The organism is Micromonospora sp. CPCC 205539, assembly GCF_036906815.1.
GTDB lineage: Bacteria > Actinomycetota > Actinomycetes > Mycobacteriales > Micromonosporaceae > Micromonospora.
Map to the genome: position 1 here is coordinate 422568 of NZ_JBAKHW010000004.1, position 23605 is coordinate 446172.

A 23605-nucleotide genomic window follows, 5' to 3' on the forward strand; every position below is an offset into this window, starting at 1 on the left:
TCAGCGGTCCAGCCGGGCCAGGGCGTGCGCCGGTCGGTCGGTGATGATCCCGTCCACCTCGGCCGCCAGCACCAGCTCCAGGTCGGCGGGGTCGTTCACCGTCCAGACGTACACCTGGTTGCCGGCCGCCCGCAGTGCGGGCAGCAGCTGCGGACGGGCCCGGACGAGGCCGATGCCGGGCCCGGCGATGCGAGTGCCGAACGGCAGCCGGCCCAGCCGCAGCCAGGGCAGCAGCACCTCCAGCAGCAGCACCGTGGGCAGCGTCGGAGCCAGCTCGCGGACCCGGCGGACCGCCAGCGGAGAGAACGACATGACGGTGACCTGGACCGGATCGTCCGGCGCCGGATCGGCCAGCCCGTACCGACGCAGCAGATCGACGAGCCGCCGCTCGACGGTCGAGCCGTAGCGGGACGGGTGCTTCGTCTCCACCAGCAGCCGGACCGGCCGGCCGGCGGCCAGCACGGCGTCCAGCAGCCGGGCCAGGGTCAGCAGCCGGGTGTGCGACTCGTCCGGCGGCAGGTCACCGCTCGGCGCGCCGCCCGGATGCCACGAGCCGAAGTCCAGAGCCTCCAACTCGGCGAGGGTGCGGGCGCTGACCAGCCCTCGACCGTTGCTGGTGCGATCCAGCCGCCGGTCGTGTACGCAGACCAGGTGCCCGTCCCGGGTCAGTCGGACGTCGCACTCCAGGCCGTCGGCACCCTCGTCGAGAGCGCGTAGATAGGCCGCGAGGGTGTGCTCCGGAAGGTCGTACGAGGCGCCGCGGTGCGCGAAGACGAGAGGCCCGCCCATGCCGGCCGCCTCAGATGACCTGACCGGGCTGCCCGTTCGCGTCGACCACCGGTCGGCCCACGGCGGCCCACTGGCGCATGCCGCCGTCGGCGTTGTGCACCTGCCCCCAGCCGTTGCCGGCCAGGTAGGCGACGACCTGGGCGGAGCGGCCGCCGGACCGGCAGATGACCGCCACGTCCCGGTCGGTGGGAATCTCGGCCACCCGCGCCGGCAGCTCCATCATCGGGATGTGGTGCGCGTTGGGCGCGTGGCCGGCAGCCCATTCGTCGGGCTCCCGCACGTCCAGCAGGAAGGTCTCGTCGGCGATCTCGGTCACGGGCACGGTGGGAACCTGGGGTCCGAACACAGGAACCAACACTAGATCCTTCCCGGCCGGATCGACACCGACCCGGCCGTCAGCACGGTCACAACCGGGTCACCCACCGCGGATTCGCCGACGCCCACGCCGGCACCCGGGTGCCGCGGACGGCCTCGAAGAGCCCGTTGCCCCCGTTGTCCAACACCACGTACGAGACCTCGTTGATGGTCTGCGGGGACGACGGCACCTGGATGCCCCGCAACCCGTCGGCCGGCAGCGCGCGGAGCGCGAGGAGCAGGTCCTCCAGGGGTACGCCGTTGGTGTCCACGGTCAGCGAGTCGCCGACCGCCCGGAGCACCCGGTCCAGTTTGACCGGGTTGCTGCGCAGGTCCGCCTGGCCGGCGCTGTCCAGCATCGCCCGGAGCAGTTGCTGCTGGTGGTGCTGCCGGTCGTAGTCGCCGTTGGGCAGGTCGTAGCGCTGCCGCACGTAGTCCAGCGCCTGAGCCCCGTCCATCTGCTGGCAGCCGGTGGGGAAGACCCGCTTGGTGTGGATCGAGCGCACCTCGGTGTCCACGCACATCCGCACGCCGCCGAGCAGGTCGATGACCTTGCGGAAGCCGGAGAAGTCGATCAACGCGGCGCCGTCGAAGCGGATGCCGGTGAGTCGGGCCAGGGTGGCGGAGAGCAGCCGGGTGCCGGCCAGCCCGCCGCCGCCGTGCTCGTACGCCGCATTGATCTTGTCTTGACCGCCGCCGAAACCGTTCGCGGGCGGAATGGCGACCAACAGGTCACGCGGGATGGAGACCAGGTACGCCTCCCGCCGCCCCTCCGGTACGTGCACGATGAGGATGGTGTCCGAGCGTTGGTCCGGCCCGCTGTCGCCGGGGCGCCGGTCGGAGCCGACCAGCAGGTAGTTGAGCGCCCCGTCCAGATCGGTCCGGTCGGTACGGGCGTCGGGGTCGAGCAGTTGCTCCTTGGCGACCGCGCGGTCGTACCGGTGGCTGAGCATCTTGAGCCCGACCACGGTGAGGCCGGCCAGCAGCGCGAGGGTCAGACCGATGCCGAGCAGGATCCGCGGGCCTCGGGCGCGGCGCGGCCGAGCGGCTCGGGGCTCACCGGCCCGGCCCGCCGTGTTCCGTCCTGACCTGGACGTGACCGTCTCCCCGCAGCCGATACGTGAAACCTGCTCACGTAAGGCTACGGGCGGTGACCGGGTGGTTGCGGGCTTTCGCGCCTATTGGCCGGCCGGGGCCGTCACTTGCGGCTGGACATCATCTCGGGGTGCGCGAAGACGAATTCGGCCAGCTTGTCCTGCCGGACCGCACGGAACATCTCCATGGTCTCGGCGTTCAACGCCTCACTGCCCGCGCCGTTGCCGTTGAAGGTGCCGTTGTTGGTCTTGAGCATGGTCAGCTCGTTGGAGGTGACACCGCGCATGGTGTAGATGAGATCCTCGATCTTGGCACCGCCAGTGTCCAGCACGAACGCCTTGCCGGCCGCCTTGATCAGCTGGTTCAGCTTCGTCGGGCTGGTCAGCGTGCCGCCGTCGGTGGCCTTCTTGGCCATCGCCTTGATCAGCTGCTGCTGGTTCTGCTGGCGGTCGTAGTCGCCACCGGGCAGTCCGTAGCGCTGCCGGGCGTAGTCCAGTGCCGCCCAGCCCTCCATCTGCTGGCAGCCCTTCTTGTGCACCACCTGGGTCATCCTCTTGCCGGTCTTCTTGGCGTCGGCGTTCCACATCGGCTTGCCGTCGACGAACGACATGTGCTTCGACTTGACCTCGTGGCTCACGCAGATCTTCACGGTGCCGAGGGTGTCGATGACGTTCTTGAAGCCGCCGAAGTTGATGATCGCCGCGCCGTCGAAGCTGACCCCGGTCAGCTTCTTGATCGTCTGCGCCATCAGCTGCGCGCCGCCCTCCCAGCCGCCGCCGTTGCGGGCGCCGGCCTGGAACGCGGCATTGATCTTGTCGGTGCCCCCGGCGTAACCGCTCTTCTTGAACGGCGGGATCTGCGCCGCGGTGTCCCGGGGGATGGAGATCAGGTACGCCTGGTCGTGCGACGCCGGGATGTGCAGGATGATGATGCTGTCCGACCGGACGTCGTCGGCTGCCCAGCGTTCACGGGCGTCCACACCGAGTAGCAGCATGTCGATCGGGCCGTCCAGGCTCGCGCCGCCCTCGGCGTCGGTCTTGCCGGCCTCGCCCAGCAGGTTGCGCTGCGCGATGTCGCCGGTCGCCTGGCCGATCAACACCTTGCTGCCGACGATGGCCGCCCCGCTGCTGAGCATCAGCACGGCACCGAAGACCACGGTCAGTCGGGCCCAGAGCGGGTCCTTACGGCGGGACCGCTTCTTCTTCGACCCGCCACCGCCCGACCCGCCACCGCCCGACCGGTCACCGCCGCCGGGCGGCAGACCGCCCGGCCCGCCGCCGGAGGGGCCGGGCTGCATCGGTATGGCCCCGGAGACCCGACCGCTGGGCGCGGCGGACCCGGTGGACGAAGGGCGACGGCTGGCCTGAACCGGCATTCGTGCTCCAGCTCATGTGATCAGGAGGGGGGCGGCACCACTGTACGGACATCAATTCGACTTGGCGAGTTCATCCCGGGTCAATCCGGACGTCAATTTCGTCTGAGTCGGTCAATCGTCGCCATTCGATGACCCGAACGGTTGGCTGCCCGTCGGACACCCGGCCCCGCCGTCGCTGCCCGTGACGCGGGGCCGGCCACCCCGGCCGGTCAGCCGCCGTCGTTGCTCTTCGGCGGGTTGGCCTTGACCCAGTCGGCCATGGTGTCCGCCGTGATGGCCCGGTACATCGCCAGCGCCTTCTCCCGGTCGGAGACCACGACCGACTCGCCGTTGATGGTGTCGCTGCCGACGTTCGGGCTGGTCACGAAGGTGAGGTTCTGGCCGCGCAGGTTGCGGAACTGCAGCGCCATGTCGGTCACCGAGAAGCCCTGGTCGACGGTGACGGCCGCGGTCACCGACTGGAGGAAGTCGTTGAGCTTCTTCGGGTTGGCCAGCGTCCCGGTGCTCGCCGCCTTGTCCATCAGTGCCCGGAGGAATTCCTGCTGGTGCCGCATCCGGGCGAAGTCGCCGTCCGGGAACTGCTTGCGCTGACGGATCCAGTCCAGGGCCTCGGCGCCGTCCATGTGGTTGGTGCCCTTGGTGAAGACCCGGTACGGCTTGTGGATCGAGGTGACGGTCCGCTCCACCTTCAGGTCGACCCCGCCGAGGGCGTCGGTGACCTGCTTGAACCCGGCGAAGTCGATCGCCATCACGTGGTCGATCCGGACGTCGCTGAAACACTCCACGGTGCGGACCGCCAGCGGCAGCCCACCGAACGCGAACGCTGCGTTGATCTTCGCGCGCTGGCCGGAACCGCAGTCCGCGCCGGCGCTCTTGGGGATCGGCACGTAGAGGTCACGCGGAATGGAGACCAGGTAGGCCTCCTGGTGATCGGCCGGGATGTGCATCACGATGATCGTGTCGGCCCGCCACCGGCTCTTCGTGTCGACCGGTGCGTCCGGGTCCCGGGAGTCGCTGCCGACCAGGAGGATGTTCAGCGCGCCGTCGACGGTCTTGGTCGGCCGGCCGCCGGTGATCTCCGCGAACGGGTCGGTCCGGGCCAGATCACCGTTGAGGTTGCGGGCGTACATCCAGGCCCCCACGCCCCCGAGCAGCGCCAACGCCAGCACCACGACCCCGGCCACGAGCCCGATCCGACCCCAGCGCGGCCGCCGGCCCGGCCGGCCACCGCCGCCCGGTCCGGTCGGGCCGACCGGACCGCCCGGACCCGCCGGGCCGCCGTAGGCGGGCCGCTCCTCGTCCGGCGACGGATACCAGCGCGCCTCGGACGGACGGGCGCGGCCGGAGGCGCCCCGGTCGGGGCCGGGCACGGAGGCGCGCCCCGTGCTGCGGTGCAGGAACGGGTGCGGAACGCCGGCAGACGAGGTCGCTGACATGTAACTCAGGGTACGTAGCGGAAGCCACTACCGCCTTCAGGTGACACTCAGCGGACCGGTGCCAACTCGAGGGGCTGCTACCCCAGCCGCGCCCGGAAGTACTCGATCGTGCGTCGCAGGCCGTCTTCGGGCGCCACGGTCGGCTCGTAGCCGAGCAGGTCGCGGGCGCGGGTCAGGTCGGGACGGCGCTTCTCCGGGTCGTCGGCGCTACGAGTGATGTAGCTCACCTCGGACGTGCTGTCGGAGAGCGACACGATCAACTCGGCCAGTTGCCGCATGGTGAGCTCGTGCTCGGTGCCGCAGTTGATCGGGCCGGTCTCGGTCGAGTCGAGCAGCAGCAGGATGCCCCGCACCAGGTCCTCGACGAAGCAGATGGACCGGGTCTGGTTGCCGGTGCCGTGCACGGTCAGCGGCTCGCCGCGCAGTGCCTGGGAGATGAAGGTGGGGATGGCCCGACCGTCGTCCGGACGCATCCGCGGGCCGTACGTGTTGAAGATCCGGACGATCGCCGCGTCGAGGCCCCGGTAGCGGTGGTACGCCATGGTGGCCGCCTCGGAGAAGCGCTTCCCCTCGTCGTAGACGCTGCGGACCCCGATGGGGTTGACGTTGCCCCAGTAGGTCTCGCGCTGCGGGTGCTCCAGCGGGTCCCCGTACGCCTCGGAGGTGGAGGCCATCAGGAACCGGGCGCCGTCGGCGACCGCGCGGTCCAGCAGGTGCAGGGTGCCCACCGAGCCGACCCGGAGGATCTCGAGCGGCAGCTTGTCGAAGTCGGTGGGGCTGGCCGGCGAGGCCATGTGCAGAATCGCGTCGAACCGCTCGACCAGCGCCGGGTGATGGGTCGGCAGGCCCTCGGAGATGTCCGCCTCGACCAGCGTGAAGGTCGGCCGCTCCAGCAGGTGGGCGACATTCTCCTTCGAGCCGGTGACGAAGTTGTCCAGCGCCACCACCGTGCAGCCCCGGGCGATCAATGCGTCCACCAGGTGCGACGGGACGAAACCGGCACCGCCGGTGACGAGGATGCGATGACCGGAACCGAAGCGCTCAGCAACCTTCATGCCGGTCAGCCTACCGACCAGCGAAATGAGGGAAGGGCCCCCTGCTGACGCGTGGCGTCGTGCAGGGAGCCCTTCCGCAGAAGGTGCCGCGGTCAGTGGGCGCCGTGGCCGGTGAGGGCACGGACCTCCAGCTCCGCGTACTTCTCCTCGTCGTGTTCCTTGGAGATGAGGGTGCCGATCCACCCGCACAGGAAGCCGAACGGGATGGAGATGATGCCCGGGTTGGACAGCGGGAACCACTGCCAGTCGTGCTCCGGGAACATCGAGGTCGCCGCACCCGAGACCACTGGCGAGAAGAACACCAGCAGTACGGCCGAGATCAGCCCGCCGTAGATCGCCCACACCGCGCCGGAGGTGTTGAACCGCCGCCAGAACAGGCTGTAGAGGATCGCCGGCAGGTTGCCCGATGCGGCCACCGCGAAGGCCAGCGCCACGAGGAACGCCACGTTGAGGTTCTGCGCGTAGATCGACAGCAGGATGGCGACGGCGCCGATCACCAGGGCGGAGATCCGGGCGACCCGTACCTCCTGTCGCTCCGACGTCTCACCCTTCTTCAGGACGTTGGCGTAGAAGTCGTGCGCCAGGCTGGACGAGGACGCCAGTGTCAGCCCGGCGACCACCGCCAGGATGGTGGCGAAGGCGACCGCCGCGATGATCGCCAGCAGGGCCGCACCACCCAGGTCGCCGCCGAAGAAGTCGATGCCGAGCGCCTCGGCGAGCTGTGGCGCCGCGGTGTTGCCGGCCTTGTCCTGCTCGGTGATCGCCTTGCTGCCGACCAGCGCCGCGGCACCGAAGCCGAGGGCCAGGGTGAGCAGGTAGAACGTGCCGATGATGCCGATTGCCCAGAGCACGCTCTTGCGGGCCGCCTTCGCGGTGGGCACCGTGTAGAAGCGGATCAGGATGTGCGGCAGGCCGGCGGTGCCGAGCACCAGGGCGATGCCGAGGGACAGCAGATCGACCTTGTTGTAGAAGGTCTGTGTCGCATTGCCGGCCACTTCGACGCCGTACCGCAACCCGGGTTCGAGGAACGCGCTGCCCTTTCCGGACGACGCGGCCGCGTCGCCGAGCAGCGACGACAGGTTGAACTTGTACTTGGCCAGCACCAGCAGCGTCATCACCAGCGCGCCACCCATGAGCAGGAACGCCTTGACGATCTGCACGTAGGTGGTGCCCTTCATGCCGCCGACCGTCACGTAGACGATCATCAGGGCGCCGACCATGATGATCGTCGCGACCTTGGCGGTGGCGGCGTCCATGCCGAGGAAGGTCGTCCCCGGCTTGATGCCGAGCAGCAGCGCCACCAACGCGCCGGCACCCACCATCTGGGCCAGCAGGTAGAAGATCGACACCGTGATGGTGGAGACCGCCGCCGCCGTACGCACCGGACGCTGGCGCATCCGGAAGGCCAGCACGTCCGCCATCGTGTAGCGGCCGGAGTTCCGCAGCAGCTCCGCGACCAGCAGCAGGGCCACCAGCCAGGCGACCAGGAAGCCGATCGAGTAGAGGAAGCCGTCGTAGCCGTACAGCGCGATGATGCCGGCGATGCCGAGGAACGAGGCGGCCGACATGTAGTCGCCGCCGATCGCCATGCCGTTCTGGAAGCCGGAGAAGGAACGACCACCCGCGTAGAAGTCGGTCGCCGTCTTGGTCTGCCGGCTGGCCCAGATGGTGATGGCCAGGGTCACCGCCACGAAGACCAGGAAGAGCGTGATGGTCAGGTTGCGGGCGGTGTGATTGCCCGCCTCAGCCGCGAGGTCCATCCTCATGGGTCACCTCCCCGAGCTCGGCGCGGATGCGGTCGGCGACCGGGTCGATCTTGCGGTCCGCGTACCGCGAGTAGAGCCAGGCGATGAGGAACGTGGAGACGAACTGGAGCAGGCCGAAGACCAGCGCGACGTTGATGTTGCTGCCGAAGAGCTTCGTGCCCATGAAGTCCCGGGCGTACGCGGAGAGAATGACGTAGAGCGCATACCACAGGAAGAACGCGACGGTCATCGGGAAGACGAAGCCGCGCAGCGCACGCCGCAGCCCGGCGAACTCGTCCGACCGTTGTACGGCCAGGTACTTGTCCGGCTGGGAAGCGGTCGGCGCGGGTGTGTCCGTGGACATCTGTGGATCACCACCTTCACAGGCGTCGGGGGTAGTTTCGCGCACGGTAGAGAGCGCGCTCCCCGACGGGGAAGAGTGAGATCGACACCGGTCGTCGAGTGCGCCGAGCGGTTGGCTGGCTGCGCCGAGTGACCCAGGTCACTCCGGTGACCGGTCGAGGTCGGGTCAGTCGCGCAGCTCTTGGTAGCGGCCGCGGTAGTGCAGCAGCGGGGCCGTCTCGTCGGCCAGGTCGACCGCCTCGATGGTGGCTTCCACCAGCAGGCCCCAGCCGTACTCCCGGGCGGTGTCCAACCGGCAGCCGGCCCATCCGCCGGCGTCGGCCGGAATCGGCCCGTACGGGGTGTCGGTCCATCCTCCGGTGGCGAAGAGCCCTCCCGGCGCGGGGAAGAGGCCGGCGAACCGGTCGGCGAGCTGGCGGTGCGGCGGGCCGAGCGGCGTGACCGCGAACCGGCCCGCCTCCTCGACCGCGGCCCAGAGGTCCGACTCGGGGTCGATCAGCCCGAGCAGCCGATCCGGCTCCCCCTCGGCGACCAGGGTCGACGAGACGGTCAGGCCGGCCGGCCCGGGGGTCGTCCAGAGCGTGACCGGCGCGGCCAGCCGACCCCGCAGCCGGCGTACCGGCGACCGCTGCCCGGCCGGCACCGCGAACGGGTCGGTGTGGTGGATCTCGGCGCCCGGTTCATGATTCACGTGAAACATTGTGACCCCATCGCCCGGCTTCGAGGACCCGGCCGGCGAAGGTCCCAACCAGGGCGGCGGTCTCGTCGGCGTGCGTGTCGAGCACGAAGTGCCCGCCGTCCAACAGGTGCACCTCCGCCTCGGGGACGTCGGACCGGTACGCCGCCGGCTCGGTGATCTCGAAGGACGTGTCGTGCCGGCCCCAGACGACCAACAGCGGTGGCCGGGTCCGGCGCAGCCAGTCCTGCCAGACCGGGTACGAGGCGACGTTGCTCCGGTAGTCGTACATCAGGTCGGCCTGAAGGTCGATCATCCCGGGGCGGCTGAGGAAGGCGTGCTCGTCGGCCCACAGGTCGGGGTCGTACCGCTCGGGGTCGGGATCGTCACCGACGTGGCGCGTGCGGATCGCCGCCAGCGAGAGGATGTTCTCCCGGATCGCCGCCTCGTGCGCGGCCCGGTCCTGCCAGAAGGCGCGACGGGTCGCCCAGAGCGGGCCCAGCCCCGAGTCGTGGGCGACCGCGTTCTGCACGACCAGGCCGTGCAGTCGGTCCGGATCGGCGATAGCCATCCGGAAGCCGACCGGCCCGCCGTAGTCCTGCACGTAGAGCAGGTAGTGCTCGAGGCCGACGGCGGTGACGAAGCTCGACATCGTCGCGGCGATCCGGTCGAACGTGTACGGGTAGCTGGCCCGGGACGGGGTGTCGCTGTGCCCGAATCCCGGATAGTCGGGCGCGATCAACCGGAATCGGTCGGCGAGCCGGTCGAGCAGCGGCTCGAACATGCGCGACGAGGACGGGAAGCCGTGCAGGAGCAGCAGCGCCGGAGCGTCCGGTGCGCCAGCCTCCCGGTAGAAGACGGTGAGTCCGTCGACGACCGTGCTGCGGTAGCGCGTCCGCGTAACCATGGCAGATTCCCCCCATTTCCGGATGACCGCACCATAACGGCGGGCCGGCACGGCCGGAGGGCGTCCGCTCCTCGCCAGCCCCCAGCAGCGCCCACCGTCGGCCGTTTGACGCCTCGGGCTAATGCTGTTAGCTTTTGGCTAACGCAATTAGCCGCCACCGAGGAGGACGTCATGACCGAATACCTGAGCAGAGCCGGCAACACCCTCGCCTACGACGTGACCGGGCAGGGCCCCCTGGTCGTCCTGGCACACGGCATGGGCGACAGCCGGCACTCCTACCGCTTCCTCGCGCCGGCCCTGGCCGCAGCCGGATACCGGGTCGCCAACGTCGACATCCGTGGCTGCGGCGACTCCAGCCTCGGCTGGGACGGCTACAGCCGCACCGACATCGCGGGTGACCTCGTCGCGGTCGTGCGCCATCTCGGCGGCCCGGCCGTGATCATCGGCCAGTCGATCAGCGGCGGTGCCGCGACCATCGCGGCCGCCACCGCCCCCGAGGTGATCAGCGGCGTCGTCGAGTTGGCCCCCTTCACCCGCGCACAGTCCTTCGACCTGGGCGGGTTGCTCCGGGTCCGGCGCTTCCGGGCCGGCTTCATCCAACTGGCGCAGGTCCTCATGCGGGGGAGTCTGGCGAGCTGGAAGAAGTACCTCGACATCGCGATCCCGACCAAGCCGGCGGACTGGGTCGGTGAGCTGGCGCGCATCGAGGCCAAGATGAGCGAGCCCGGCCGGATGAAGGCCCTACAGGCCATGGCCAAGACCAGCCCGAGCGACGCCGGTGCGCAGCTGCCCAACGTCACCCGCCCGGTCCTGGTGATTCAGGGAAGCGTCGACCCCGACTGGGCCGACCCGCGTGCCGAGGGCGAACGCATCATCGCCGGCCTGCCTCAGGGGCTCGGGGAGCTGGCCGTCATCGAGGGTGCGGGTCACTACCCGCACGTCCAGACACCGGACCAGGTCCTCGCACTGGCCCTGCCCTTCCTCGCCAGGACGTTGGCCAATGCCTAAGTCCCGCCTCACCCCGGCGACGGTCACCGAGGCGGCTGCCGAGCTGGTCGACGAGATCGGCTTCGATCACCTCAGCATGGGCCTGCTCGCCGAACGGCTCGGGATCAGGACACCCTCGCTCTACAAGCACGTCAGCAGCCAGGCCGACCTGGCCCACCGGATCGCCGTCCTGGCCATGACGGAGGTCGGCGATGCCGTCCGGGACGCGACTCAGGGCCGCGCCGGCCGCGACGCACTGGTCGCCGGAGCGCAGGCCATGCGGAGGTACGTGCGGGAACACCCTGGTCGGTACGCGGCAGGCAACGCGGCCCGCTCGACCGGCCCGGAGGACCCGTTCGTTCCGGCCGCCGAGCGGGTGCTCGCCTCCTGGTCCGCCGTGCTACACGGGTACCAGCTGGACTCCGACCAGGAGATTCACGCGATGCGGATGCTCCGCAGCGCCCTGCACGGGTTCGCGACCTTGGAAGCGGGCGGCGGGTTCCAGATCGACACACCCGTCGACGACAGCTTCACCTGGTTGATCGACTTCATGGATCAGGGTCTGCGGGCCTTCGTCACCACCCGCTGACCCGTCGTCGACTCGTCCGGCCTGGCCGCCGTGGCGGGGGCACCCGACGTCGGTCAGCGGCGCGGGGTGACCGTGGCCAGCAGCTCCGGCTGCCGCCGGTCCAGCACGTCGCCGGCCAGGTACGCGCCGAGCAGCGCCGCGCCCACCCCGTACGCCAGCCCGACCGGCAGGGCCAGCCAGAGCCAGGCATCCCCGAGCAGCCCCGCGGCCACCACCATCGGCACCGCGGCGACCGCCGTGGTGAGCATGGACAGGAGGGTGAGGAGCCCCTTCGCCACGCCCGCACCGGAGTTCATGGCGAACGGGTTGCTCGTCTCCGGCAGCGAGTACGCCCCGAGCACCGACACGAAGCTGTTCACCGCGAGCCCGGCACCGTAGGTGGCGACCAGGCTGCCGGCCGTCAGCCCGATCCAGCCCGGCCGGCCGAGCACCACCGACAACACGACCGCGACGACCGCCAGCAGCGGCAGCACGTACATCGAGAAGGCCGTCATCCGCGCACGCAGCTCCACCCGGCCCGGCACCCCGGCCACCACGTTCGCGGCGTACGCGCTGCCGTCGAAGCCGAACTGGTTGGCCAGGGTGACCGAGGCGAGCACGCCGACGAAGAGCATCGAGACGGCGACCAGCACCGGTGAGCTGTCGCTGGCAGCGAAGCCCTGCTCGCCCTCGACAGCGAACCTCGCGCCGCCGAAATTGACCATCACCGGCACGAAGACGCCGACCACCGCGATCGTGATCAGGTTGGCCCGGCGGCGGGCGTCCCGCCACCAGTAGCGCGCCTCGCGGGCGACCAGCGCGCCGAACCGGTCCCGGCGGGTCCAGCCGGCCAGCCGGGGAAAAAGTTGGGCGACCGCACCGCTCGCGCCGCCCCGGCGGGCCGGAGCCGGGCCGGCGCTCACCGCGCCCACCATCGCCGACTCCATCGACCGGGACCACCAGGCCAGCAGGGCGCCGAGCGCCGCCACGGTGATCAGCAACTTGAGCGGGGCGGCCCAGACCCGGCCCTGGGCCACGTCGATGCCAACGGTCCAGGGTGCACCGAACGGCGTCCAGCCGAGCACGGTCGCCGCCCCGGTCAGCCGTGCCCAGTCCGTCTCGCGCAGCGCGGCGAGGCCGAAGATCTGCAACGGGCCGAGCAGGGCTGCAGCCACCGCCAGCAGCACGGCCGCCAGGTCCCGTACGCGACGGGACCGCAGCATGCTGGCGAAGGCGCTGGTCACCGCCCGGCTGGCGGCCACACAGAGCAGCAGGCCGGCAACCACGCCGACGGCGGCCACCAACCCCGCCGACCAGCCACCCAGCGCCCAGGCCGTGAGCACCAGCCCGGACGTCGCGATGAGCGTCGCCAGCGCCGGCACGCCGACCAGGGCAGCGGCGAACAGGCCGGTGGCCAACGCGCGGCGGGGCAGTGGCAGCAGCGCGAACCGGGCCGGGTCCAACGTCTCGTCCACCCCGAAGAAGACCAGCGGTAGCAGCAGCCAGCCGAGCAGCAGCAGGCCGCCACCGGCCGCCGCGACCAGCACCGCGTACCGGCCCTCGTCCGTCAGGCCGGGCGCGGCGAGGAGGAAGAAGCCACTGGCCGCGAACCAGAACCCGACCAGCGCGCCGCCGATGAACAGCGCGATCCGCCAGCCCTGGCCCCGGAAGTTGTTGCCCATCACCCGCAGCTTCAGCCGCACGAAGTGCCGGGCGGAGACGGCACGGACCGGCTCGGCGGGTGCGGCGGTGACGCTCACCGGGAGAGCCACGACAGCTCCTCACCGGTCGCGGTCCGCCCGCCGACCACCTCGACGAAGACCTGCTCCAGCGAGCGTTCGCCGCGGACCTCGGCGATCGTGCCGACCCGCTTGATGACGCCCCCGGCCAGGATCGCCACGTGCGAGCAGAGGCGCTCGACGACCTCCATCACGTGGCTGGAGAAGACCACCGTGCCGCCGCCGGCCGCGTACCGGGTGAGGATGTCCCGGATCAGCGCGGCGGAGACCGGGTCGACCGCCTCGAACGGCTCGTCCAGCACCAGCAGCCGAGGGCCGTGCAGCAGCGCACAGGCCAGGCCGATCTTCTTCTTCATGCCGGCCGAGTAGTCCACCACCAGCGTCCGGCCGGCGTCACCGAGCGCCAGCACGTCCAGCAACTCCGCGGCCCGCTGGTCGACCACCGCCGGGTCCATCCCGCGCAACAGCCCGTGGTACGCCAGCAACTCGGCACCCGTCAGCCGGTCGAACAGCCGTACCCCGTCGGGCATGACGCCGAGCAGGCGCTTGGCGGTGACCGGGTCGCGCCAGACGTCGTGGCCGAGCACCCAGGCCGAACCGGCGTCCGGCCGCAGCAGCCCGACCGCCATCGACAGAGTGGTGGTCTTGCCGGCGCCGTTTGGGCCGAGGAGGGCGTAGAAGGAGCCGGTGGGGACGTCCAGGTCGACGCCGGCCACCGCGATCGTGCCGTCGAACCGCTTCGCCAGGCCGCGCAGCGCGAGCGCCGAATGCTCACCAGTCATATGCCGACGCTAGCCGCCGATCGCCAATTCCGCGCTCCGGCGCTCGCTCACTAGGAGCGGAGAGCTTCGGGAGTGTGCAGGCGCAGCATGGTGGCCCCCACGTCGGCCGGCGCCCGGCGGCGGGTGGCCATCGACACCGCGACCATCACCGTGAAGGCGAGCGGCACCGTCCAGGCGGCCGGCTGCGCGATGAGCGTGGCCGGCCAACCGGACAGCGGCGGACCGAGCACGGTGATCAGTACGGCGCCGATCGCGGCACCACCGCCGGCCAGCACCCCGGCGGCGGCGCCCAGATCGGTCAGCCCGCGCCACCAGATGCCGAGCACCAGCAGCGGACAGAAGCTCGACGCGGCCACCGCGAAGGCCAGCCCGACCACCTGTGACACGTCCAGCCCGGAGACGTTGAGCGCCAGCACCGCCGGCACGCCGCCGGCGATCACCGTGGCCAGTCGGAAACCGCGCACCGAACCGTGACCGAGCACATCCGTCGAGATCACCCCGGCGACACTGGTCAGCAGCCCGGACGACGTGGACAGGAAGGCCGCGAACGCTCCGGCCGCGACCAGCGCGGCGAGCAGACGCCCCGCCAGCCCGTCGCCCAGGGCCGCGCCGGGCAGCAGCACCACCACCGCGTCGGTCTGCCCGCTGAGCAGTAGTTGCGGGGTGTAGATCCGACCGAGCACCCCGTACAGGGTGGGCAGCAGGTAGAACACGCCCACCAGGGCCAGCACGAACAGCGTGGTCCGGCGGGCCGCCGCGCCGTCGGGGTTGGTGTAGAAGCGCACCAGCACGTGCGGCAGACCCATGGTCCCCAGGAAGGTGGCCAGGATCAGCGAGTACGTGGCAAACAGTCCCCGGTCGTCGTCGCCGGCGGCGCTGGGCAGCAACCAGTCGTTGGCGTCGGTGGCCACTCCGGACACCTCCGGCACCGGGTCACCGGCGGCGAACGTCAGCTCGTCGCCGGGGCGTACCTCCCGGATGTCACCGTCGGGCAGGGTGAGGGTCGCGCGGTGCTCGACCACGACGGTGGTCACGACCCGGAACGTCGGCCCGTCGGGTGGGGTCACCGCCGGCCGGGCGTCGGCCTGCCACTGCAGCGCCAGGAAGATCGCCGGTACGGCGAGCGCGGTCAACTTCAGCCAGTACTGGAACGCCTGGACGAAGGTGATCGCCCGCATCCCGCCGAGCGCCACGTTCGCGGTGACCACGGCGGCCACCAGCAGAGCGCCGACCGGGTACGGGGAGCCCGCCACCGTGGCCAGGGTGAGCCCCGCGCCCTGGAGCTGCGGCACCAGGTAGAGCCATCCGATGAAGATCACGAAGGCGGTGGCCAGGATGCGCAGCCGGCGGGAGCCCAGCCGCAGCTCGCAGAAGTCGGGCAGGGTGAAGGCGCCGGAGCGGCGCAGTGGCGCGGCCACGAAGAGCAGCAGGGCCAGGTAGCCGGCGGCGAACCCGACGGGATACCAGAGCACGTCCACGCCGTACTTGAGGATCAGGCCGGCGATGCCGAGGAAGCTCGCCGCCGACAGGTACTCCCCGCCGATGGCGGCGGCGTTCCAGGTTGGGCTGATGGCCCGGGACGCCACCAGGAAGTCGGAGGTCGTCCGGGCCAGCCGTAACCCGTAGAAGCCGATCCCCACGGTGACCAGGGTGACCGCGACGATGGCCGGAACCACGTAGTCGTTGCCCACTCAGCGCTCCGGCCGCTGCACCAGGTTGATGAAGTCCTGCTCGTTGCGCTCGGCCAGCCGCACGTACGCCCAGCCCACCCCGATGAGGAACGGGAAGGAGGCCACGCCGAGCAGCAGCCAGGGCAGGTTCACACCGGCGACGGTGGTCCGGCCCAGAGACGGCGCGATCGCGAAGAGCCAGGGCAGCCCGCCGAGCCCGATGGCCACCACCAGCGAGAGCCGGAGCGCCAGCGCGAGCTGGGCCCGGACCAGGCCGCGGACCAGCGCCTCGCCGACCTGGGTCTGCTGGGCCAGCTCGGCGCGGGTCCGCTCGGCGCGGCTGTCCTGCCGGGTGATCTCGGCCAGCACGATCCGGACGCGCCGGGGCGGCGGCACCGGACCGCTCGACCCCACGTCCGGGAGTTGCTTGGCCACCCCGGCAGTCTCGCCCGCCCTGCGGGATTGTCAAGCGCTCACCAGCGCTGGAGACCGGGACAGTCCGTCGCGCGTTCGTCCTCGACCACCAGTATCCGGCGTTCCCTTATGGGCTCCGACTGTAGCGAGCCAGCGTGGAGATCGGTGGGTGGCATTGTGAATAACCTGTGGATAACCGCTCACCCCTGTGGATAACCCGCACAGCCTCGTTGTGGACGACCGACGGAGCTGCCAGGGTGATCCGGTAGAGAGGAGGTGTGACAGTGACCAATCCCGCCCGGCCCGGCCGGGGTGACGCCTGGACGGTGGACGACCTCCAGGGTCTCCCCGAGGACGACCAGGTCTACGAGATCTTCGACGGGAGCCTGCTCGTGTCCCCCCACGCGGACGTCTTCCACGGCGCGGTCGCCAACCGCCTCCGCCGGGTCCTCGACCGGCAGGCTCCCGCCGGCCTGCTCGTCGGTCAGGACATGGGGGTCAGCGCCAAGCGCTCCTCCTACTTCGTGCCGGATCTCTTCGTCGCGCAGGAGAGCGCCATGGACCGCGGCGGCACCGCGCTCGACCCGGCCGACGTGCTCCTCCTGGTCGAGGTGATCTCGCCGAGCAACGCCGGCCGGGATCTGGTGCTCAAGCGCCACGAGTACGCGGCCGTCGGCATCCCCCACTACTGGCTCGTGGAGCCCCGCAAGCAGACCTTGACCGTGCTGGCGAACGGCCCCGGCGGCTACCGCGAGCAGGTCCTGCTCGCGGTCGGCGAGGTCCACCGCACCGACCAGCCGTTCCCCCTCGCCCTGCCGCTGGTCGACATCTTCTGACCGCTCACCGGTGATCAGTCCAAACCGATGCGCTCCGGGCGGGCCGAGGCGGAGCCGAGCCAGGTGTGCGGGTTGCCGTACCAGCACCAGCCCAGCTTCGGTGCGCCCTGGCTGATCCACAGCGCCGGCACCCGCTTGTCGCCACACCGGGAGCCGACCAGCGAGAAGCATCGGTTGCTGGCCAGCGCGGCCGGATGCAGGGTGATGAACGCGAGCCCTTCGTCGATGGTGAGCGGCAGTCGACCCTGGGCGGTCATCTCGTCCTGTGCCGTGGCGGGGGGCAGGTTGCGGAACTCCTCGCCCCGGTCGACGTCGAAGAGCAGGTACGCCGGCCCGGCCGGCACCTCCAACTCCTTGATCGGGTCGAAGCGGGGCAGGTCGTCCTCGGCGTAGTGGCGGTCGAGAAAGCCGGGCTTGCGCTTGCCGACCAGCGTGGTGAGTGCCAGCCGCGCCTCCACCGGGATCAGATCCCGCGTGGTGACCAGCAGGAACGGCACCCGGGCGTCGGTGGGCGTGGGCAGACCGGCGGTGCCCTCGACCGCCCGGGCCCGGAGCGGCGCGACCAGATCGCGGAAGGTGTCCTCGGACAGCTCGGCCAGGGCCGGGTAGCCGAGCTGCACCAACCGGTCGAGTTGGCGGTCGAATTCGGTGTCGGCGTCGAACGGGGTGTCGATCACGGCGGCCTCCCGGTAGTCGTACGGCTTAGCGTACAACGTACGACAGCGGTCGTCCCATTCCCGGATCAGCGACTCCAGTCCTGCTTCGCTGCCCTGACCAGCTTGTCCTTCAGCTCCCGCGTGTGCCGCCGGCTCACCGGCAACTCGGTCCCGTCGATCACCACCACGTAGCCGGAGTTGACCAGCCGCAGCTCCGCGATCAACTTCAACTGCACGAGGTACGACCGGTGCACCCGGACGAAGCCGGCATCAGCCCACCGCTCCGCGAGCGTGGCCAGTGAGACCCGCACCAGATGCGAACCCTCGGCGGTGTGCAACCGGGCGTAGTCCCCCTGCGCCTCCACCCACCGCACCGCCGAGCGGGGCAGCATCCGCGTGGTGCCGGCCAACTCGATCGGAATGGTCGGGTCCTCCTCCGCGCGGGCCAGAGCCGCCGGATGCGACGGCACCACCCGCGAGCCGATCACCCGACGTAGCGACTCGGCCAGCCGTTCCGCGCGGACGGGCTTACGCACGTAATCGGTGGCACCCAGGTCGAAGGCGTCCACCGCGCCGTCGTCGTACGCGGTGACGAAGACGATCGCCGGTGGCCGGGCGAACCGGCGCAGCACCCGGGCCAGCTCCATGCCGTCCAACCCGGGCATCCGGATGTCCAGGAAGACCACGTCCACGTCGCCGTCGCGGAGCAGCCGCAGCGCCTCGGTGGCGTCCCCCGCGGTGTGCAGTCGGGCGACCCTCGGGTCGGCCCGCAGGTGGTATGCCAGCTCGTCGAGCGCCGGCGGCTCGTCGTCCACCGCCAACACGCGGAGGAACCCGGCTGAGGTCATGATCCGGCCCGTACGCCGGGGTGGAACTTCGGCACCCGCATGCTGACCTTGGTGCCGGAGCCCAGCCCGGTCTCCACGACGAGACCGAAACGGTCCCCGAAGACCGACCGCAGCCGTTCGTCGACGTTGGAGAGGCCGACGTGCTGGCCCGTGTCGTCGCCCGGGTCGCCGGCGCTGCGGGCCAGCTCAGCGATGCCGGCGGTCAGCGTGGACGGATCCATTCCCACCCCGTCGTCCTCCACGGTGATGTGGCACTCGGCGCCCGCGTCCCGGGCCTCGATGCTCACCATGCCCGTGCCCGGCTTGCGGGACAACCCGTGCCGCACCGCGTTCTCCACCAACGGTTGCAGGCAGAGGAACGGCAACGTCACCGGCAAGACCTCCGGGGCGATCTGCAACCGCACCTGCAACCGGTCGCCGAAACGGGCCCGCTCGATGGTCAGGTAGCGGTCGATCGACCGCAGCTCCTCGGCCAGCGTCGTGAAGTCGCCGTGCGCCCGGAACGAGTACCGGGTGAACTCCGCGAACTCCAGGATCAGCTCCCGGGCCCGCTCGGGATCGGTGCGGACGAACGAGCCGATCGCGGTCAGCGCGTTGTAGATGAAGTGCGGGCTGATCTGCGCCCGCAGCGCCCGGATCTCGGCCCGGGCCAGCCGCTCCCGCGACGAGTCGAGCTCGGCCAGGGCGAGCTGGTTGCCAGCCCAGTGCGCGGTCTCCAGGGTGGCCTGCACGAGCCCAGGGGCCGGTGGGCTGTCGGCGACCGCCACCAGCGCGCCGACCACCCGGGCGTCCGCACCGTGCAGCGGCGCGACCACCGCTCCCCGTACCGGACAGTCGACCCGGTCGCAGCTCAGCTCCGACTCACCGAGCACCGTCGAGCGTCCGGTGGCCACCGCCCGCTGGGCCGCCGCGAGCAGTTGCTCGCCGTGGTGCGTGCCCCGCCCGTCGAGGGCGAGCAGTCGGTCGGCGTCGGTGAGCGCCAGCCCGGCCGCGCCCACCAGGGCCCGCAGATGGCGTACGGCTTTCGCCGCGCCCGCCGCGCTCAGCCCCGCCCGCAGCGGCTCGGCGGCCAGCCCGGCGGTGTGCAGCACCTCGTAGGTGGCCCGCTGGGTGGCGGTGGCGATGCCCCGGCGGGCACGCAGCCGCAGCACCGCCAACAGCGCCGCAGTCAGCGCGGTGACCAGTGAGACGACGCCGATGACGGCGGAGAGGTTGCCACTCACGCAGCGATCCTGGCCCCTGCGGCCCGGCGCGCCAAGCCCTAGTACGCGCCCTTGCGGGCGAGCACCACCCCGACGGTCCGCCAGAGGATGCTCAGGTCGTACGCCAGCGACCAGTTGTCGACGTAGTAGAGGTCCAGCCGGACGGCCTCGTCCCAGGACAGGTCGGAGCGGCCGGAGACCTGCCACAGCCCGGTCATGCCGGGGCGAACCAGCAGCCGGCGCCGCACATCGCCCAGGAAGTCGCCGTCGTCGGCCGGCAACGGGCGGGGCCCGACCAGCGACATCTCGCCCCAGAGCACGTTGATGAGCTGCGGCAGCTCGTCCAGCGAGGAGGCCCGCAGGAAGCGGCCCACCGGGAAGACCCGTGGGTCCTCCTTCATCTTGAACAGCATGCCGTCGGTCTCGTTCCGGTCGACCAGGCTGGCCAGCCGATCTTCGGCATCGACGTACATGGTCCGGAACTTCCACACCCGGAACGTGCGCCCCTCGTGCCCCACCCGGGGCTGACGGAAGAAGACCGGCCCGGGGTCGGAGATCCGGATCGCCAGGCCGATGGCCAGGAAGAGCGGGATCAGCAGCAGCAGACCGAGGCCGGCGGCGACCCGGTCCATCAGGTTCTTGGCCAGCAGCGCAGGCCCGGAGAGGGTCGGCTCCTCGACGTACAGCAGCGGCAGGCCCTCGATCGGCCGGATGTGCACCCGAGGGCCGGCGATGTCGGTCAGTTGGGGTGCCACCACCAGGTCGACCCCGGAGCCCTCCAGCTGCCAGGCCAGCCGGCGCAGCTCGCCGGGCTCGGCGCTGGCCGACCCGCAGACGGCGATGGTGTCCCCGCCGACCTCGCGGACCAGGGCCAGGACGTCCCGACCGGCGTGCACCGGCACCGGGGTCGGCATCCCCCGAGCCGCCGCGTACCCGTCGGTGATGTGGATGGCGACGGGCACCAGCCCGGCGTTCGGGCTGCGGGTGACCGCCGCGTAGACCTCCAGGCACTCCGGCAGGGTGCCGACCAGCACCATCCGGTGTGCGGCCTGACCGGCCCGCCGACGGATGTAGTGCAGCGCCCACCGGGCCACGAACCGGCACCAGAGGATCAGCAGAAGCGCCCCGAGCAGCGCCGTGCCCACCGTCCACCGGGACGGCGCGGTCTTGGTGGAGAAGACGAGGAAGGAGAGGGTGGCGGTGACTGTCACCGCGCCCCGGATCACGCGTTTGAACTCGTCAGGTCCGAGCCCCAGATAGCGGCGGTCGTAGGCCCGGTTGCTCCAGAGGATGATCACCCACCCGAGCGGGAGCAGCAGGTACGAGATGGTGTGGAACCAGGTGAGGTCCTCGTGCGTGCCGGAGAAGCCGGACGGCGCCTGGTCGAAGAGCTGGATTGCGATCCAGCTGGCGAACGCCGCCGCAGCGAAGTCGAGCAGCAGCAGGGTCGCAATGTAGGGGCGGTGCCAGCGGGAGACACGGCGACGCGCCCTGGCCCATGCCGACCTCGGAACGCCATTGTGCGAAGGCGGCGTCGGCGGCTGGATCTCGAAGCTGTCGACGTGCCGCACGAGTCTGCTCCGGCCTTCGTTGGATACCGGGCGCTGGAGGCTTGCCGTCACCTCACCCATGTCCTCCCGAATGACACGTGCCGCTCACTCGCAGTGAGGGCCCGGGTCGCCCACCGTCCCAGTCTCCCACGCGGACTCCGACCGGTCGCCGCCCGTAGGAGATTGGCGCCCATGGTGCCGGTGGGATCTGGCCGGCTCTGCACCATTTCAGAAGCCGGGGACCGGGCCACTATACCGATGGATGTGCGTGTGGCGAGAATGGTGGACCGGAGCTTCCGCTCAGTCGGGCCGATTCCGCTCCGTAGTCGGCGAGTGCAATTACTCACCGTACGAGTCGGGACAACCGACGGTCAGCGAGCGGCTTGCCGCCGGTCTGACACGTCGGGCAGTACTGGAGGCTGGAGTCGGCGAACGAGACCTCGCGGATCGTGTCGCCGCAGACCGGGCAGGGCAGACCGGTGCGCGCGTGCACCTTCAACCCCGAGCGCTTCTCGCCCTTCAGCTCCGCGGCCCGCTGGCCGAGGGACCGCTCGACGGCGTCGCCGAGCACCTGCCGGGTGGCTGCGTGCAGGCTGGCGAGCTGGGTGTCGGTGAGCCGATCGGTGATCGCGAACGGCGACAGCTTCGCCGCGTGCAGGATCTCGTCGGAGTACGCGTTGCCCACCCCGGAGAGCACTGCCTGGTCGGTCAGTACCCCCTTGACCTGCCCGCGCCGGCTGCGCAGCCGCTCGGCGAAGGTGGGCAGGTCCGCGGCGAGCGCGTCCGGCCCGAGCTTGGCCACGCCGGGCACCGCCGCCGGGTCGGTGACCAGGTACGCGGCCAGCTTCTTCTGCGTGCCGGCCTCGGTCAGGTCGAAGCCCGAGCCGTCGTCGAGGCGGACCCGGACGGCGATCGGGCCCTTCCCGGGACGCAGTGGGGTGCTGGCCGGGAACGCCTCCCGGTAATGCAGCCAGCCCGCCCGCGCCAGATGGACCACCAGGTGCAGGTCGCCCTCGACGAGCACGTCGAGGAACTTGCCGTGTCGCCGGGCGTCGACCACCGTCCGGCCGGCGACCGCGGACGGTGCCGGGTCGTACGTCTTCAGGGCGCTGATCGCGGCGACCTCCAGCCGGTCGACGCGCCGCCCCACCGCGCGCTGTCGCAGGTAACCCGCGAGCGCCTCAACCTCCGGTAGTTCGGGCACGACATAACGGTAGCCTTCTTTCCCGTGAGAATCGTGGTGGCGCACAACCGGTACCGGGAAGCCCAGCCGTCCGGCGAGAACACGATCGTCGACTCGGAGATCGCTCAGCTCACCGATGCTGGCGTCGAGGTGCTGCCGTTCATTCGCAGCTCGGACGAGATCCCGTCGATGTCGAAGGTGGCCAAGGCGCTGCTGCCGATCTCGCCGATCTGGGCGCCGCGCGCCCAGCACGACCTGAGCCGGCTGCTCACCGAGCACCGACCGGACGTGCTGCACCTGCACAACCCGTACCCTCTGCTCTCGCCCTGGGTGGTGCGGACCGCGCACCGACACGGGGTGCCGGTGGTGCAGACGGTGCACAACTACCGGCAGGTCTGCTCCTCGGGGATCTACTTCCGCGACGGCGTGATCTGCCAGGACTGCAAGGGTCGGGTGCTGGGTGTACCGGCGATCAAGCACCGCTGCTATCGCGACTCGGCGGCGCAGAGCGCGCTGATGGCGACCACCCTGGCCGTGCACCGGGGCACCTGGCGGTCGGTGGATCGGTACATCGCGCTCACCTCGGCGATCGCCGACCACCTGCGCGAGTACGGCATTCCGGACGAACGGATCGTCGTGAAGCCGAACGCCGTGCCGGACCCGGGCCGGCCGACACCGCTCGGCGACGGGTTCCTCTACATGGCCCGCCTCTCCCCGGAGAAGGGCGTCGACCTGCTGCTGAATGCCTGGCGGCGGCATCCGGTCGGCGCACTCGGCACGCTACGGGTGGCCGGGGACGGCGAGTTGCGCCCGCTGGTCGAGGCCGCCGCCGCCGAGCGGCCCGACGTGGTCTACCTCGGTCAACTGGACCGGGCAGGGGTGCGGGCGGCGGTCGAGGCGAGCGCGGTGGTGATCGCCGCCGCCATGTGGCACGACGTGCTGCCCACCGTGATCATCGAGGCCCTGGCCAGCGGCCGGCCGGTGCTCGGCACCGCGCTGGGCGGCATCCCGTACCTGGTCGGCGCGGACGGCCCCCGCGAGCCCGCCGGCACCGGCCCGGCCGAGGTCGCCTCCGCCGTCGCCGGGGGCGGCAGCGGGGCACCGCTGCCGGTCGGACTGGTGACCGGAACGGCCGGTTGGGTGGTACCGCCGGAGCCGGCCGCGCTGGCCGCCGCGCTCCCGGTAGCCCGATCCGGCGCGGCCGCGCTCGCGGCGCCGGCCCGACTCCGCTACGAGCAGACCTTCCACCCGGACGTGGTCACCAAGCGCCTCATCGACATCTACGCCGGCGTCGCCCGCACCCCGAACCTCGCCTGACCCGCCGCCGGGCCGGCCAGCCCGCCGGCCCGCCGCGCCCGAGCCCCGCGCCCCGAGC

Annotated in this window: 23 protein-coding genes; 4 read left to right on the forward strand and 19 right to left on the reverse strand. The window is 71.2% G+C overall.

Annotation, left to right across the window (positions count from 1 at the left end):
- The 10 genes from V6V47_RS06335 to V6V47_RS06380 all read right to left on the reverse strand — a co-directional run bounded on the left by V6V47_RS06335 (nt 1) and on the right by V6V47_RS06380 (nt 9795).
- Nucleotides 1–789, reverse strand: a complete 789-nt coding sequence (locus V6V47_RS06335) for a glycerophosphodiester phosphodiesterase (RefSeq protein WP_334627035.1) — start codon at nt 787–789, stop codon at nt 1–3.
- A gap of 10 nt (nt 790–799) precedes the next feature.
- Nucleotides 800–1135: a rhodanese-like domain-containing protein gene (locus V6V47_RS06340; RefSeq protein ID WP_334627036.1), complete on the reverse strand. Its 336-nt coding sequence runs from the start codon at nt 1133–1135 to the stop codon at nt 800–802.
- A 58-nt stretch (nt 1136–1193) separates the two neighbouring features.
- On the reverse strand, nt 1194–2096 hold the full coding sequence (locus V6V47_RS06345) for an LCP family protein (protein ID WP_334627037.1): 903 nt from the start codon (nt 2094–2096) through the stop codon (nt 1194–1196).
- Nucleotides 2097–2341: 245 nt separating this feature from the next.
- Nucleotides 2342–3613, reverse strand: a complete 1272-nt coding sequence (locus V6V47_RS06350; RefSeq protein WP_334627038.1) for an LCP family protein — start codon at nt 3611–3613, stop codon at nt 2342–2344.
- 209 nt (nt 3614–3822) lie between these two features.
- Nucleotides 3823–5049, reverse strand: a complete 1227-nt coding sequence (locus tag V6V47_RS06355; RefSeq protein ID WP_334627039.1) for an LCP family protein — start codon at nt 5047–5049, stop codon at nt 3823–3825.
- Between the two features lie 77 nt (nt 5050–5126).
- Nucleotides 5127–6104 carry an NAD-dependent epimerase/dehydratase family protein gene (locus tag V6V47_RS06360; protein ID WP_334627040.1) on the reverse strand — a complete coding sequence of 326 codons (978 nt, stop codon included), beginning with the start codon at nt 6102–6104 and terminating at the stop codon, nt 5127–5129.
- A gap of 92 nt (nt 6105–6196) precedes the next feature.
- Nucleotides 6197–7870, reverse strand: coding sequence for a solute symporter family protein (locus V6V47_RS06365; RefSeq protein WP_334627041.1), 1674 nt, complete (start codon nt 7868–7870; stop codon nt 6197–6199).
- On the reverse strand, nt 7848–8213 hold the full coding sequence (locus tag V6V47_RS06370; RefSeq protein ID WP_334627042.1) for a DUF485 domain-containing protein: 366 nt from the start codon (nt 8211–8213) through the stop codon (nt 7848–7850). The genes V6V47_RS06365 and V6V47_RS06370 overlap by 23 nt, the downstream gene beginning before the upstream one ends.
- Nucleotides 8214–8378: 165 nt before the next feature.
- On the reverse strand, nt 8379–8960 hold the full coding sequence (locus tag V6V47_RS06375; RefSeq protein ID WP_334627043.1) for a flavin reductase family protein: 582 nt from the start codon (nt 8958–8960) through the stop codon (nt 8379–8381).
- Nucleotides 8893–9795 carry an alpha/beta fold hydrolase gene (locus V6V47_RS06380; RefSeq protein ID WP_334627044.1) on the reverse strand — a complete coding sequence of 301 codons (903 nt, stop codon included), beginning with the start codon at nt 9793–9795 and terminating at the stop codon, nt 8893–8895. The genes V6V47_RS06375 and V6V47_RS06380 overlap by 68 nt, the downstream gene beginning before the upstream one ends.
- Before the next feature lie 171 nt (nt 9796–9966).
- On the opposite strand from V6V47_RS06380, the gene V6V47_RS06385 reads away from it, so the two are divergent.
- Complete coding sequence (locus tag V6V47_RS06385; protein WP_334627045.1) at nt 9967–10803, forward strand: alpha/beta fold hydrolase; 837 nt, start codon at nt 9967–9969, stop codon at nt 10801–10803.
- Entirely contained in the window at nt 10796–11371 is a 576-nt protein-coding gene (locus V6V47_RS06390; RefSeq protein ID WP_334627047.1) for a TetR/AcrR family transcriptional regulator, read from the forward strand. The genes V6V47_RS06385 and V6V47_RS06390 overlap by 8 nt, the downstream gene beginning before the upstream one ends.
- A 53-nt stretch (nt 11372–11424) precedes the next feature.
- On the opposite strand, the gene V6V47_RS06395 is transcribed toward V6V47_RS06390, so the two are convergent.
- Genes V6V47_RS06395 through V6V47_RS06410 form a run of 4 tightly spaced genes read right to left on the reverse strand, consistent with a single transcriptional unit; the run spans nt 11425 to nt 15976 of the window.
- Nucleotides 11425–13122, reverse strand: a complete 1698-nt coding sequence (locus V6V47_RS06395) for an ABC transporter permease (RefSeq protein WP_334627048.1) — start codon at nt 13120–13122, stop codon at nt 11425–11427.
- Nucleotides 13107–13871, reverse strand: coding sequence for an ABC transporter ATP-binding protein (locus V6V47_RS06400; protein ID WP_334627049.1), 765 nt, complete (start codon nt 13869–13871; stop codon nt 13107–13109). Before V6V47_RS06400 ends, V6V47_RS06395 begins: the two co-directional genes overlap by 16 nt.
- Nucleotides 13872–13921: 50 nt before the next feature.
- Complete coding sequence (locus V6V47_RS06405) at nt 13922–15562, reverse strand: sodium/solute symporter (RefSeq protein WP_334627050.1); 1641 nt, start codon at nt 15560–15562, stop codon at nt 13922–13924.
- The gene (locus V6V47_RS06410; RefSeq protein WP_334627051.1) at nt 15563–15976 is read right to left on the reverse strand and encodes a hypothetical protein; all 414 of its coding nucleotides are present in this window, start codon (nt 15974–15976) and stop codon (nt 15563–15565) included.
- A gap of 263 nt (nt 15977–16239) precedes the next feature.
- Between V6V47_RS06410 and V6V47_RS06415 the strand changes: the two genes are divergently transcribed.
- Nucleotides 16240–16791 carry a Uma2 family endonuclease gene (locus tag V6V47_RS06415; protein WP_334627052.1) on the forward strand — a complete coding sequence of 184 codons (552 nt, stop codon included), beginning with the start codon at nt 16240–16242 and terminating at the stop codon, nt 16789–16791.
- 14 nt (nt 16792–16805) lie between these two features.
- Here V6V47_RS06415 and V6V47_RS06420 read toward each other — a convergent pair whose 3' ends face one another.
- The 5 genes from V6V47_RS06420 to V6V47_RS06440 form a co-directional block, all read right to left on the reverse strand.
- Nucleotides 16806–17468, reverse strand: coding sequence for a DUF5701 family protein (locus V6V47_RS06420; protein WP_334627053.1), 663 nt, complete (start codon nt 17466–17468; stop codon nt 16806–16808).
- A gap of 65 nt (nt 17469–17533) precedes the next feature.
- Complete coding sequence (locus V6V47_RS06425; protein ID WP_334627054.1) at nt 17534–18295, reverse strand: LytR/AlgR family response regulator transcription factor; 762 nt, start codon at nt 18293–18295, stop codon at nt 17534–17536.
- Entirely contained in the window at nt 18292–19518 is a 1227-nt protein-coding gene (locus V6V47_RS06430) for a sensor histidine kinase (protein WP_334627055.1), read from the reverse strand. The genes V6V47_RS06425 and V6V47_RS06430 overlap by 4 nt, the downstream gene beginning before the upstream one ends.
- Nucleotides 19519–19556: 38 nt before the next feature.
- Nucleotides 19557–21128, reverse strand: coding sequence for a sugar transferase (locus V6V47_RS06435; protein ID WP_334627056.1), 1572 nt, complete (start codon nt 21126–21128; stop codon nt 19557–19559).
- Nucleotides 21129–21390: 262 nt separating this feature from the next.
- The gene (locus V6V47_RS06440) at nt 21391–22251 is read right to left on the reverse strand and encodes an Fpg/Nei family DNA glycosylase (protein WP_334627057.1); all 861 of its coding nucleotides are present in this window, start codon (nt 22249–22251) and stop codon (nt 21391–21393) included.
- Between the two features lie 24 nt (nt 22252–22275).
- Here V6V47_RS06440 and V6V47_RS06445 point away from each other — a divergent pair, with 24 nt between their 5' ends.
- Nucleotides 22276–23547 (forward strand): glycosyltransferase, encoded by a 1272-nt coding sequence (locus V6V47_RS06445; protein WP_334627058.1) that lies wholly within the window; start codon nt 22276–22278, stop codon nt 23545–23547.
- Nucleotides 23548–23605: the final 58 nt, after the last annotated feature.

Bases quoted from the DNA above. Each gene is read 5' to 3' on its own strand.
- V6V47_RS06335 (WP_334627035.1), bottom strand. From the start codon at position 789: ATGGGCGGGCCTCTCGTCTTCGCGCACCGCGGCGCCTCGTACGACCTT.
- V6V47_RS06345 (WP_334627037.1), bottom strand. From the start codon at position 2,096: ATGCTCAGCCACCGGTACGACCGCGCGGTCGCCAAGGAGCAACTGCTC.
- V6V47_RS06350 (WP_334627038.1), bottom strand. From the start codon at position 3,613: ATGCCGGTTCAGGCCAGCCGTCGCCCTTCGTCCACCGGGTCCGCCGCG.
- V6V47_RS06355 (WP_334627039.1), bottom strand. From the start codon at position 5,049: ATGTCAGCGACCTCGTCTGCCGGCGTTCCGCACCCGTTCCTGCACCGC.
- V6V47_RS06360 (WP_334627040.1), bottom strand. From the start codon at position 6,104: ATGAAGGTTGCTGAGCGCTTCGGTTCCGGTCATCGCATCCTCGTCACC.
- V6V47_RS06365 (WP_334627041.1), bottom strand. From the start codon at position 7,870: ATGAGGATGGACCTCGCGGCTGAGGCGGGCAATCACACCGCCCGCAAC.
- V6V47_RS06370 (WP_334627042.1), bottom strand. From the start codon at position 8,213: ATGTCCACGGACACACCCGCGCCGACCGCTTCCCAGCCGGACAAGTAC.
- V6V47_RS06380 (WP_334627044.1), bottom strand. From the start codon at position 9,795: ATGGTTACGCGGACGCGCTACCGCAGCACGGTCGTCGACGGACTCACC.
- V6V47_RS06385 (WP_334627045.1), top strand. From the start codon at position 9,967: ATGACCGAATACCTGAGCAGAGCCGGCAACACCCTCGCCTACGACGTG.
- V6V47_RS06390 (WP_334627047.1), top strand. From the start codon at position 10,796: ATGCCTAAGTCCCGCCTCACCCCGGCGACGGTCACCGAGGCGGCTGCC.
- V6V47_RS06400 (WP_334627049.1), bottom strand. From the start codon at position 13,871: ATGACTGGTGAGCATTCGGCGCTCGCGCTGCGCGGCCTGGCGAAGCGG.
- V6V47_RS06425 (WP_334627054.1), bottom strand. From the start codon at position 18,295: ATGACCTCAGCCGGGTTCCTCCGCGTGTTGGCGGTGGACGACGAGCCG.
- V6V47_RS06435 (WP_334627056.1), bottom strand. From the start codon at position 21,128: ATGGGTGAGGTGACGGCAAGCCTCCAGCGCCCGGTATCCAACGAAGGC.